This is a genomic window from Lentzea sp. NPDC055074, from assembly GCF_053608005.1.
Map to the genome: position 1 here is coordinate 82,104 of NZ_JBSGUQ010000028.1, position 11,194 is coordinate 93,297.

The 11,194-nt window shown below is 67.4% G+C and carries 11 protein-coding genes, 1 tRNA gene and 1 pseudogene; 5 read left to right on the forward strand and 8 right to left on the reverse strand.

Translation table 11 applies throughout. The annotated features are described in order from the left end of the window. Positions 1 to 36: 36 nt before the first annotated feature. A tRNA-Tyr gene (locus tag ACWF7A_RS40950) sits at positions 37 to 117 on the reverse strand. Positions 118 to 236: 119 nt separating this feature from the next. Between ACWF7A_RS40950 and ACWF7A_RS40955 the strand changes: the two genes are divergently transcribed. Next, positions 237 to 728, forward strand: a complete 492-nt coding sequence (locus ACWF7A_RS40955; RefSeq protein ID WP_189160100.1) for a YajQ family cyclic di-GMP-binding protein — start codon at positions 237 to 239, stop codon at positions 726 to 728. Continuing rightward, positions 725 to 1,597, forward strand: a complete 873-nt coding sequence (rfbA, locus tag ACWF7A_RS40960) for a glucose-1-phosphate thymidylyltransferase RfbA (protein WP_452255859.1) — start codon at positions 725 to 727, stop codon at positions 1,595 to 1,597. Before ACWF7A_RS40955 ends, rfbA begins: the two co-directional genes overlap by 4 nt. Here the strand turns inward: rfbA and htpX are convergent. The 4 genes from htpX to ACWF7A_RS40980 are packed head-to-tail and all read right to left on the reverse strand — an operon-like array spanning position 1,594 to position 3,871. Next, positions 1,594 to 2,463 (reverse strand): zinc metalloprotease HtpX, encoded by an 870-nt coding sequence (gene htpX, locus ACWF7A_RS40965; protein ID WP_452255860.1) that lies wholly within the window; start codon positions 2,461 to 2,463, stop codon positions 1,594 to 1,596. The two genes, rfbA and htpX, sit on opposite strands and share 4 nt — an antisense overlap. A gap of 18 nt (positions 2,464 to 2,481) precedes the next feature. Further along, positions 2,482 to 2,934 (reverse strand): 4Fe-4S binding protein, encoded by a 453-nt coding sequence (locus ACWF7A_RS40970; RefSeq protein ID WP_452255861.1) that lies wholly within the window; start codon positions 2,932 to 2,934, stop codon positions 2,482 to 2,484. After that, positions 2,931 to 3,464 carry an NADH-quinone oxidoreductase subunit C gene (locus ACWF7A_RS40975; protein WP_452255862.1) on the reverse strand — a complete coding sequence of 178 codons (534 nt, stop codon included), beginning with the start codon at positions 3,462 to 3,464 and terminating at the stop codon, positions 2,931 to 2,933. Before ACWF7A_RS40975 ends, ACWF7A_RS40970 begins: the two co-directional genes overlap by 4 nt. After that, the gene (locus ACWF7A_RS40980; protein ID WP_452255863.1) at positions 3,461 to 3,871 is read right to left on the reverse strand and encodes an NADH-quinone oxidoreductase subunit B; all 411 of its coding nucleotides are present in this window, start codon (positions 3,869 to 3,871) and stop codon (positions 3,461 to 3,463) included. The genes ACWF7A_RS40975 and ACWF7A_RS40980 overlap by 4 nt, the downstream gene beginning before the upstream one ends. Positions 3,872 to 4,183: 312 nt before the next feature. On the opposite strand from ACWF7A_RS40980, the gene ACWF7A_RS40985 reads away from it, so the two are divergent. Next, on the forward strand, positions 4,184 to 5,128 hold the full coding sequence (locus tag ACWF7A_RS40985; protein ID WP_452255864.1) for a LysR family transcriptional regulator: 945 nt from the start codon (positions 4,184 to 4,186) through the stop codon (positions 5,126 to 5,128). Further along, on the forward strand, positions 5,125 to 7,665 hold the full coding sequence (locus ACWF7A_RS40990; protein WP_452255865.1) for a glycosyl hydrolase 2 galactose-binding domain-containing protein: 2,541 nt from the start codon (positions 5,125 to 5,127) through the stop codon (positions 7,663 to 7,665). Before ACWF7A_RS40985 ends, ACWF7A_RS40990 begins: the two co-directional genes overlap by 4 nt. 55 nt (positions 7,666 to 7,720) lie before the next feature. Here the strand turns inward: ACWF7A_RS40990 and ACWF7A_RS40995 are convergent, their stop codons facing one another. The 3 genes and pseudogenes from ACWF7A_RS40995 to ACWF7A_RS41005 all read right to left on the reverse strand — a co-directional run bounded on the left by ACWF7A_RS40995 (position 7,721) and on the right by ACWF7A_RS41005 (position 9,685). Beyond that, positions 7,721 to 7,870, reverse strand: a complete 150-nt coding sequence (locus ACWF7A_RS40995; RefSeq protein ID WP_452255866.1) for a hypothetical protein — start codon at positions 7,868 to 7,870, stop codon at positions 7,721 to 7,723. Positions 7,871 to 8,023: 153 nt separating this feature from the next. Beyond that, positions 8,024 to 8,374, reverse strand: a pseudogene (locus tag ACWF7A_RS41000) (transglycosylase SLT domain-containing protein); the annotation flags it as partial. 933 nt (positions 8,375 to 9,307) lie between these two features. Beyond that, complete coding sequence (locus ACWF7A_RS41005) at positions 9,308 to 9,685, reverse strand: hypothetical protein (protein ID WP_452255867.1); 378 nt, start codon at positions 9,683 to 9,685, stop codon at positions 9,308 to 9,310. 816 nt (positions 9,686 to 10,501) lie between these two features. Here ACWF7A_RS41005 and ACWF7A_RS41010 point away from each other — a divergent pair. After that, on the forward strand, positions 10,502 to 10,882 hold the full coding sequence (locus tag ACWF7A_RS41010; RefSeq protein WP_452255868.1) for a MerR family transcriptional regulator: 381 nt from the start codon (positions 10,502 to 10,504) through the stop codon (positions 10,880 to 10,882). The last annotated feature ends 312 nt before the right edge of the window (positions 10,883 to 11,194 follow it).

Here is an 11,194-nt window from a genome sequence, read left to right on the forward strand (position 1 = left end):
AGCTTATCGCTGGTCACAGGGACCTTTCAGGTGATGTGGCGGGTAGAGGATTCGAACCTCTGTAGCTTTCGCGACGGATTTACAGTCCGCTCCCATTGGCCGCTCGGGCAACCCGCCCCACACCGCCGTAACGGTGCAGGCGGAACAATACATAACCCCTTCGGGAGGCCCCAAATCGGGGTCCCCCAGTAGCATCGACGCTGGCTGTGACCCCGAGATCGTTGGAGTGTGAAGTCGTGGCGGACCCGTCGTTCGACGTGGTGAGCAAGGTGGACCGGCAGGAGGTCGACAACGCGCTCAACCAGGCCTCGAAGGAGCTGAGCACGCGCTTCGACTTCCGCGGGACCAACACCACCGTGGCCTGGGCCGGCGAGGAGGCGATCACCTTCACCTCCGAGACCGAGGAGCGTTGCAAGGCTGCGATCGACGTCTTCCAGGAGAAGCTGGTCAAGCGCAACATCTCGATGAAGGCGTTCGAGGTGGGCGAGCCCGCGATCTCCGGCAAGGTGTTCAAGGTCACGGGAAACCTCGTGCAGGGCATCACGTCCGAGAAGGCCAAGGAGATCGCCAAGAAGATCCGCGACGAGGCGCCCAAGGGCGTGCAGGCGCAGATCCAGGGCGACCAGCTCCGCGTGTCCGGCAAGAAGAAGGACCACCTGCAGGACGTCATCTCGCTGCTGAAGGGCTCTGACTTCGGCATCGCCCTCCAGTTCACCAACTACCGGTGAAGGGCATCGTCCTCGCCGGTGGCAGCGGGACGCGCCTGCACCCGATCACGCAGGCCGTCTCCAAGCAGCTGCTGCCGGTGTACGACAAGCCGATGATCTACTACCCGCTGTCGGTCCTCATGCTGGCCGGCATCCGCGAGGTGTTGATCATCAGCACGCCGACCGACTTACCGCTGTTCCGGCGGTTGCTCGGCGACGGGTCGCAGTGGGGCATGTCGTTCGAGTACGCCGAGCAGGCCGCGCCGAACGGGCTCGCGGAGGCGTTCGTCATCGGCGCCGACTTCGTCGGTGACGACGACGTGGCGCTGGTGCTGGGCGACAACATCTTCTACGGCCAGGGCTTCTCCACCACGCTGCAGCACCACGCGTCCTCTTTGGACGGCTGCGTGCTGTTCGGCTACCAGGTGAAGGACCCCGAGCGGTACGGCGTGGGCGAGGTGGACGCGTCGGGCAGGTTGCTGTCCATCGAGGAGAAGCCCGCGAAGCCGAAGTCGAACCGGGCGATCACCGGGCTCTACTTCTACGACAACGGCGTGGTGGACATCGCGCGGAACCTCAAGCCGTCGCCCCGCGGCGAGCTGGAGATCACCGACGTCAACCTCGCCTACCTGCGCGAGGGTCGTGCGCAGCTGGTGGACCTGAGCCGCGGGTTCGCGTGGCTCGACACCGGCACGCACGACTCGCTGCTCGAGGCCGGGCAGTTCGTGCAGGTGCTGGAGCACCGGACGGGCGTGCGCATCGCGTGTCCCGAGGAGATCGCGCTGCGCATGGGCTTCATCTCCGCCCAGGAGTGCTACGCGCTCGGCGAGAAGCTCGGCAAGTCCGGGTACGGCGAGTACCTCATGGCCGTGGCGACGGCAGGGCGCTAACTGGCGCGCCTGGCCATCTCCTCGAGCCTGCGGATGCGGTCGGCGATCGGCGGGTGGGTCGAGAACCACTTGGCGAACTGTTCCCCCGGACGGAACGGGTTCGCGATCATCAGGTGGCTCTGCGACACCACCCCCGGCTCCGGTGCGAGCGGCGCCGCCCGCGTCCCCAGCTCGATCTTGCGCAGTGCCGAGGCGAGCGACAGCGGGTCGCCGGTGAGCTCCGAACCGGACTGGTCCGCCTGGAACTCACGGGAGCGGCTCACGGCCAGGCGCACGACGGTGGCCGCGATCGGGCCCAGCAGCGCGATCAGCAGCAGCCCCAGGGGTCCCGGGCCGTCGTCGTCCGAGTCGCCGCCGCCGAAGATGCTCGCGAACAACGCCAGGTTGGCCAGCATCGTGATCACACCGGCCAGCGCGCCGGCCACGCAGCTGATCAGGATGTCGCGGTTGTAGACGTGCGCGAGCTCGTGGCCGAGCACGGCGCGCAGCTCTCGTTCGTCGAGCAGGTCCAGGATGCCCGTGGTGCAGCAGACGGCCGCGTTGCGCGGGTTGCGGCCCGTCGCGAACGCGTTCGGCGCGATCGTCGGGCTCAGGAAGAGCCTGGGCATGGGCTGGCGCGCCTTCTGCGACAGCTCCCGCACGATCGCGTAGAGCATCGGTTGCTCCACTTGCGACACGGGGACCGCACGCATCGCCCGCAGCGCGAGCTTGTCCGAGTTGAAGTACGCGTAGGCGTTCACGCCCAAGGCCAACACCAGGCCGATGACCAGTGCGGTCCGGCCGAACAGGCTGCTGACCAGCACGATCAGCGCGCTCATCCCGCCGAGCAGCACGGCCGTCTTCAACCCGTTGAAGTGCTTGTGCACGGTTTTCGCCTCCGGGTTTTACGTCCTACCCCTCAACGAACCAGGCCTCCGTCCGGTTCCGGTGGCCGTTTCGGGCGCCGCCTCCGCCGCCGGGTCGAGCGCGGGTGGCGGCGGGACCTTCTCGACCCAGGCGGACAGCACGTCCCGTTCGTGGACGAGCTCCGCGACGGCACCCTCGCCGTCGATCGACCCCGTGCCCGGATAACCGAACTCCGGCGCCCAGTGCAGGGCGTCGAACGGGCAGACCTCGACGCAGATGCCGCAGTAGAGACACTGGCCGTAGTCGATCGCGAACCGGTCGAGCACGTTGCGGCTGCGCGGCCGTGCGCTGCCGGGCTGCTCCTCGACCTCGGTGTGCGACGTGATGTGGATGCACCAGTCAGGACACTCACGCGCGCAGATCATGCAGACCGTGCAGTTGGCCTCCAACAGCGCGATGACGCCCCTGGTGCGCGGGGGAAGGTTCGTCACGACTGCGGCTCCTCTTCACGGCGCGGACCCCACGACGGGTCCGGCACTCCGGGTGGTGCGGTGCGGCGGCGACTCGGCGCGCTCGTGTTGTCCTCGCCCGGTTCCAGCGCGCCCGGCCACGGACGCACGACGCGGGAGGCGAGCACGAAGTCCTTGCGCAGCGGGTGGCCCTGGAAGCTGTCGGGCAGCAGCAGGTGCTCAGGTTCGCCGTCCACGACGACGACTCCGAACATCTCGGCGGCCTCGCGCTCGTGCCACCCGGCGCCCTTCCAGAGGGATGCGACGCTCGGCAGCGCGTCCTCCGCGCCCAGCTCGGTGCGCAGCATGACGCCCTCGCGCGTCCGCGGGTTGATCACGTGCAGGAACACCGCGTGGCGCTGGCCCACGGCGCCAGGCCGGCCCGCGTCCTCGACGCCGAGCCAGTCGAACATCACGAACCCCTCGGCGTGGTGGGCCGCGGCCGTGGTGAGCCAGCCGGCGAGCTCCACGTGGTGGATCGTCTGGCCGAACGCGGTCTTCGGAGTCGTCACGCGTTCACCAGCCCGTGCAACGCCTTCAGGCCTTCGAGCAGCGCCTCGGGCCGCGGCGGGCAACCGGGAACGGCGACGTGGACCGGCAGGGCCTGGTCGATCCCCTTGGTGACGCTGTAGGAATCCCAGTACGGGCCGCCGGTGTTGCTGCAGGCGCCCACGGAGATCACGTAACGGGGTTCGGGCATGGCCTCGTAACTGCGGAGGACAGCGGGCAACATGACGTCCGTGACGGTGCCGGAGACAACGAGAACGTGCGCCTCGCCCGCGCCGTCGACCGGCGTGACGCCGAGGTCGGGAAGGTGGTCGAGAGCTGCCATCACTTCGACCCCGCAGCAGGCGAGTCCGAGTTCGAGCACGGTGACCTGGTAGGTGGTGCCCCATTCCAGGCGAGCGGAAGCCGTCACAACGGCTGAGGGTAATACTTGGGGGCCCGCCGGCTCACGCCTGGCGGACCCCCACCCCCCAATGATTCCCCCCGGAATCGGCTCCCACGCGTGGTCGCCGCGGATAGTTTTGTACACCGCGGGATAAGTGTCCAGGGATTCGCCGACAGTATCTGCAGATAATTTGTCGGCGAAATGCGGTCAAGTTCAGTTCAACTGATCGACAGAACATCAGAGAGGGTCCCGATGTCCGGCTCGTCCCAGTTGGTGCTTCCCACCAGCACCTCGTTGCACCGTTTGCTGCACATGCCGGGTGCACTACTGGATACCACGATGGACCAGCTCAGGACCCTGCTCACGGTGCACGAGACCCGTTCGGCCCTACGCGCGGCGCGGGCGTTGGGACGCGAGCAGTCGAGCGTGCAGAAGCAGCTCGACACGTTGAACAGGAACTTCGTGGAACTGTGCGGCGAAGCGCTCGTGGTGAAGCAGGGACGTGGAAAGGACGTGCTGTTCACCCCCACTGGTGAGTCGATCGTCGAATTGGCGCGGGAGACGCTCGCGGAGTGGCTCGACGGAATTCACGAGTGCCGCCGCAAGCTCGGCACGACCGTCACCGTCGGCACCACGCGATACATGCTCGACACGCTCGCGAAGGCGTGGCACCACGTCGCGGACGAGTTCGAGGAGCGCGACGTCGACCTCAAGGTCGTGCACATCCGCACCAAGGACATCTGGACGAAGCTGGAGACGCAGGAGGTCGACGTCGTCTGCGGCAGCGTCGTCACGCGGGCGGGCCAGGGCTGGGAGCGCCCCGAGTTCGAGGTGATCCAGTGGCGCCGCGGCGGGCTCGCCCTGCTGACGAACCTGCCGGAGACCGTCGTCGGCGACCGGGTGCGCGTGCCGGCGTTGCGGTCGGTGCCGCTGGTCGTGCCGGGCGCGGGGCTGATCGCGGAGTTCCTGCGCGGCTGGTTCGGCCCCGACTACCGCCAGGGCCTCGACATCGCCGCGGAGATCGACGAGATCCAGTACGGCATCTCCCTGCTGCGCTCCAACCTCGTGAAGGGCGCGATGATCGTGACGTCCGGCCTGGGGGTGGTGGCGGCGAACAACGAGCTGCGCGAGGGCAGTGGCCTGCGCGTGGTCCAGCTCGCCGACGATTCGCTGGAACGGCTCGTGGGCGTCTTCGCGAGGACGGACGCGCTCGAGAAGCACCCGGCGGACCATCCGCTGAAGCTCCTGTGGGCCGCCTTCGAGCGGGAGGCTCCGACCTTGTGAGACGTCTGGCGCTGGTCGTGCTGGTGCTGCTGGCGAGCTGCGTTCCCCCGGCGGTGACGACGTCGTCGTCTCCCGGGTTCGCGGCACCGTCCGGCGCCGGCGAGGTGACGACGTTCCCCGACTGGCGCCTGCGGTCGTCCTCGGACGTGCCGGTGGACGGCGACGTCGTGTCCCGGCCGGACTACGACGACCGCGCCTGGACGTCCGTGCCGCGCCGCTCCACGGTCCTGGGAGGCCTCGTGGCGGCCGGGAGGTACCCCGACGTCCACCGCTCCACGAATCTGCGCGACAAGGTCAACGCGGGTCACTTCACGGTGCCGTGGTGGTACCGCAGGACGTTCACCGCCGTCCCGGGCGACGGCTCGCACACGTTCCTGCGCCTGCCCGGCGGCGTCATCCCCAGCGCGGAGATCTGGCTCAACGGGGCCAAGATCGCCGGTCCGGACGTCGTCGCGGGCGCGTACCCGGCGCACGACTTCGAGATCCCGCTGCACGCGGGGACGAACGCGCTGGCCATCAAGGTCTTCCGGGCCGACAGCTACGAGCAGTTCACGCTCGACTTCCTCGACTGGAGCCAGCCGCCGCCGGACAACAGCATGGGCGTGTGGCGCGACGTGCAGCTCGTGCGCACCGGTCCCGTCTCGTTGCACAACGCGCGCGTTGTCACGTCGTTGGCCGTGCCCGCGCTGGAGACCGCGGACCTGACGATCAAGGCCGAGCTCACCAACCACACCTCCGCCGATGTCGACGTCGTCGTGCGGGGATCGGCGGACGGGCCGTTCGAGGAGACCGTGAAGGTGCCCGCACGGGGTTCCGCGACCGTGGAGACGCGGCAACACATGGAGCGTCCACGTGTGTGGTGGCCGTACTCCATGGGTGAGCAGCCGTTGTACCGGTTGGAGCTGGAGGCTCTCGTTGGCAGCCGCACGTCCGACAGGGCGTTGCGCGACTTCGGCATGAAGCACGTCCGCTCGTTCCTGAACGCGGACGGCGCGCAGGCGTTCGAGATCAACGGCAGGCCGTTCCAGGTGCGTAGCGCCGGCTGGACGCCCGACCTGTTCCTGCGCGACGACCGGCAACGCGTGCGGGACGAGCTCACCTACGTCCGCGATCTGGGCCTGAACACGCTGCGGCTCGAGGGCAAGCTGGAGCAGGACGAGTTCTACGACCTCGCCGACCGGATGGGCATCGTGCTGATGCCCGGCTGGGAGTGCTGCACGAAGTGGCAGCACTACGAGAAGTGGAGCGAGGCGGACTTCGCGGTGGCGCGCGCGTCGGCGGTGACGGAGGGCTTCCGGCTGCAGAACCACCCGTCGGTCCTGAGCTTCTACCTGGGCAGCGACACGGCGCCGCCGCCGGCCGTCGAGCAGCTGTACCTGGAGGCATTCGCGTCGACGGACTGGTCGCTGCCGCTGCTCGCGTCGATCGGGCCGTGGTCGGCGGAGAAGCTGGGGCCGTCGGGACACAAGGGCGCCGGGCCGTACTGGTGGGTGCCGCCGAACTACTTCTACGGTCCGGTCGGCGGGGGCGCGTTCGGGTTCGAGGGCGAGAACGGGCCGGGTGCGGCGATCCCCGAGCTGGCGGCGCTGAGGTCGTTCATGACCGACACCGAGCTCGACGCGCTGTGGCGTGACCCGGACTCGGTGCAGTACCACCTGTCGTGGTCGCCGTGGTTCGACCATCTCGGCGACTTCTGGCACGCGCTCGCGGCCCGTTATGGCGCGCCCACGTCGTTGGAAGACTTCGTGCGCAAAGCACAGCTGATGAACTACGAGGTGAACCGCGCGCAGTTCGAGGCGCACGGGCGCAACGCGCTACGTGCGTCCAACCCGTCCACTGGCGACATCTACTGGTTGCTCAACAACGCGCAGCCGCTGCTCTACTGGCACCTGTTCGACCACTCGATGACGCCCAGCGGCGGGTACTTCGGTGCGCGCGCCGGTCTCGAGCGGGTGCACGTGCAGTACTCCTACGACGACGGCACGGTGTGGGTGCTCGGGGCTGCTGACGGCATGAGCGCGCAGACGACCGTGTTCGAGCTCGACGGCACCGTGCGTTCGGATGCCACCGTGCCTGTTGTTGGGGCCGGTGCGGTGGGCACGGTGGAATTGGGGGCGTCTCCCACGTACCTGGTGCGTCTGCTGCTGCGTGACGCGTCTGGGGCCGTCGTCGACCGGAACGTGTACTGGTTGTCCTCAACGCCCGATGTGGCCGATATCGGCAACTCGACCTGGTACCACATGCCGCAGACGTCCTACGCGGATCTGAAGGGCCTCTCGGCGCTGCCCCGGGGGCAGGTGTCCGTGTCGTCCGCGGTCTCGGACGGGCGAACGGACGTCACCCTCACGAACACCAGCTCGTCCGTGGCGTTCTTCGTGCGGGTGACTCTTCTGCGGGGCGAAGGGGGCCCGGAGGTCGCGCCGGCGTTGTGGAGCGACAACTACGTGACGCTGTGGCCGGGGGAAGCGGTGCAGGTCTCCGCGTCGTACCGGCAGGAGCTGCTGGGCGGGCTGGAGCCGGTCGTGCAGCTGGGATGACCTGCGCAAACAGAAGCGCCCCGGCCGCAGCCGGGGCGCTTCTGTCGTTTCCTGCCTACTTCTTCGCGGGTGTCATGGCGTCGTGCTCAGGCCTGCGTTGCTCGACTTTGGGACGGTGCTGGGCTTTGGCCATCTTGGCCAGCCAACCCGTCGCCTCCGAGCGGATCTTCTCCAGCTCGTCGTCGCGTGCCTGTTGCTCGTTCATCGGCCACTCCCTGCGTTCGGGGATCGCGTTCGATGGGAGCACTACCGGGCGTGTGCCCGCTAGGGCCGCCATGCTTGTGGGTGAACCTGTTTGACAGCATCGTCCGCCGATGGGATTCCCGCACCCCGACACGGCATGTTTCAGACCGTTTTTTCAGTACCCCAGGTAGCCGCCACCCAGGTTCATGTTGACCAGACCCGGGTGGTTGTGGAAGCCGCCGTAGCGCGCGTAGGTGTAGCGGACGCCCGCGATGATGTTGTCGACCGGCGCCAGGATGTTGTCGTACCCGGCGAGCTTGTAGGCCCGGAACGTCGGGTCGATGCACTGCATGAGGCCCTTGGACGGCGTGCCGCGCATCGCGTTGGAGTCCCAGTTGTTGACGGCGTTGGGGTTGCCGTTCGACTCCTTCATGATGATCGTGTAGATCTCGTCGACGGAGCCGTTGTCGATGTTGGTGCCGTTGGCCTGCAGGATCTTGATGGCGTCCTTGATCCAGGCCTCGACCTCGCGCTGCTTGGCGGGCTTGCGCATCTCGATCTGACGCTCGGCCTCGGCCTTGGCAGCGGCCTCGCGCTGGGCGTGGGCGTCCGCGGCGACCTTGGTGGCCTGCTCGAACGTCTGCTGCGCGTACATCTGCTGGAACTGCAGGAGACGGCCGACCTGGCTGCCGGGGTTCACGTCGTGGACCGTCGTGATGGTCTTGGCCTGCTGGTCGGGAAGAGCGCCCAGCTCGGCCGCGCCCGCGGCGAGTTCGGTCGGGGACCCGCTGGTGGCGGCGTTCGCGATGGCCGCGGTGCCGGCGGCGACACCTGCGGCGACGACGATCGCGCTCACACGGTGGGCAAGCGGGACCTTGTCGTCCTCGACGCGGTGAGCGCCGGGCTTGACTTCTTGTCTGGGCACGACCGTGTACACGGTTCGGCCATCGGCCTTGCTGTGCCGGGCCAAGGGGGAGCCTCCTGCGTCGGGGAGCTTGGCCACCGGACTCTCCCGGCGGGGGATTCCGGGCCGGACTTTGGGCCCTAGGTGGTACGGGGCCTGTGTCCTGCCGGTGACCAAACCGTTATCGGCGGGCGAGAACGTAACCTCGCGTCACGAGCGCAGGCAAGCTTGAGCGCCCGTTGGGTGACTCTCGTCACGTTTCCGATGAGTTGGGCTATCCGTTGCTGACAGACAGTCAACGAGCCTGGTGCGTCCTGCTTAAGTTCATCGTTGCCTCCTGACGAACTGGCGGAGCTGTCTGTTAGTTCGCTGCTAGCCCGACTCTCGTTATGGGTTACATCCACGACCACGCGATCGAGTGATGCCGTCACGCTTGGTAGTGATTTGCGGGGTGCGGGGTGCTGACCTGCGGGGACTTGATCGCTGGACAGCGTTTTTCTCGGTCTGACGAGGGGTACGGAGAGGCGGCGTGTCCGGTTCACCCAATGTTGTGGGTTAACTCTTGCGCCTCTGCTCCAACGCCTTGAGAACCCACTCCGGGCTGTCGCCGGGGCTGTCGTTGAAGGCGATCGCGGCCTCCGGCTGACGCCAGTGCACCTCGTTGACGACGATCTGGAAGAGCTCGAGCAGACCGGGCCCCTTGCGGATGCCGCCGCCGACCAGGACCACGTCGTACCGGTTGTCGTCGAGCTTCTCGACGAGCTCGGCCTGCGCCCGGCCGTCCAGCTCCGCGAAGTCGATGAGGAAGAGGTCCTCGGCGAGCCCGAGCTCGGCGAACCGGCGGCTGCTCTGCTCGATGGCGGCGGCGACCGGCGCCGGGTCGAAGCCGGGGATGGTGTGGGGGTCGAAGCCGATCACCAGGACGTTGGTCATCTGGCGACGCTACTGCTGGCAGATGCCGGCCACGGGCCGTTCGAGCAGGTCGAGCGTGAGCGGGTCGGCGCCCACGAGGAGGTCCGCACCGACTCACTCAGGTCACCTGCACGCGGGCCGCCCTACTTCTTCTAACGACTGCGATCTGCCCAGGTGAGAGCAGCTAGGTCACCCGAAAGAGAAAATCTGTGCTGACCGGGGTAGACATTCTCATCCTGAAGGAGTTACTCTTCTACCCGTCGAACCAGAGATAACATGGCACGGGAGATGACGAACTGCCCGTGAGAAGAACGGTCAGACGCGCCGGAGCAGAGGCTCCGGGCCGACGACCAAGGGCAGCCGGGAAGCAAGACCGAAGTGCGCAAGTACCCGGCAGCCGCTTCACCAGCAGGTGCAAGACGCAGTTGAAGTGCAGTGCGAAAGGGCAAGACGGTCAGATGTGCCGGAGCCGATCAGTGGAAGGGGTTCTGGCAGGTGACCGAAGGCAGTCGGTGAAGACGAGTCCGGCACGTGCATGAGGTCCGGTGCCGACTGCCACGTGAGGAACACGAAAGGCAGTAACCAGAGGAGAAGGGAAGGGTTGCACACCATCGGATCGCCCGCCTTCGGCTGAACTCGGCCAGACGGGTACCGCAGTTCCATCGGATTGGAAGGTGGTCTTCGGTTACGCACACGCGATCCCCGCAACGCCCGCTCGCAGTACTGGGCATGTGGACAGAGGAAGCCGGTCTCACGGTCGGCTAGGTGGAAGTGAAACCCAACAACCCTGGGGCCCCGGTGCTACGGCATCGGGGCCCCTCGTGATGCGGAGGCGCGATGACCCCAGAAACCCATGAATCTGCGAGCAACGAACCGCAGACCACAGCGGAGAAGTTCGACGACGAGCACTACCCCGCCTACTCGATGGGCCGGGCCGCCGAACTGCTCGGCACCTCGGCGAACTTCCTGCGCAGCCTGGACGAGGCGAAGCTCATCGAGCCGCAGCGCTCAGCCGGCGGACACCGCCGGTACAGCCGCTACCAACTACGTCTGGCCGCCCGCGTGCGCGCCTTGGTCGACCAGGGCACGGCACTGGACGCCGCCTGCCGCATCGTCATCTTGGAAGACCAGCTCCAGGAAGCCCACGCGCTCAACGCCAGGCTCACGCAGTCCGCGGCGACCGACGAGCCGCAGCCGCCGCCGTTGCACAGCGTGTAGCCGGATGTCGTGACTGATCTTCCCCGCGGTCCCGAGTCAGGTGGGGAGCGAGGTGACGTGATCACAACCCGCGTTCTTGGAACGAGTTCCTACGTGAAACGACCCCAGCGATGTTCTTGCTGGGGTCGTTTCACGTAGGAACGGCACTGCGTGGGCGAGGTCTAGCCGCGCAGTGCCGTCGTGCGGCGTTGAACATGTGGCTTGCAAGCCGCCTAGCTGTAGTGATCATGGACGTTGTTGACGGTGTGTCCGGCATGTCGCCTTGATCATGAGGAAGACCTCCGTGTGTGGTGGAGGTGTCTAGGTCTTCAC

Excerpts from the sequence above, each read along its gene's own strand:
- ACWF7A_RS40985 (WP_452255864.1), top strand. The coding sequence starts at position 4,184 with ATGGACCAGCTCAGGACCCTGCTCACGGTGCACGAGACCCGTTCGGCC.
- ACWF7A_RS40995 (WP_452255866.1), bottom strand. The coding sequence starts at position 7,870 with ATGAACGAGCAACAGGCACGCGACGACGAGCTGGAGAAGATCCGCTCG.
- ACWF7A_RS41005 (WP_452255867.1), bottom strand. The coding sequence starts at position 9,685 with ATGACCAACGTCCTGGTGATCGGCTTCGACCCCCACACCATCCCCGGC.
- ACWF7A_RS41010 (WP_452255868.1), top strand. The coding sequence starts at position 10,502 with ATGACCCCAGAAACCCATGAATCTGCGAGCAACGAACCGCAGACCACA.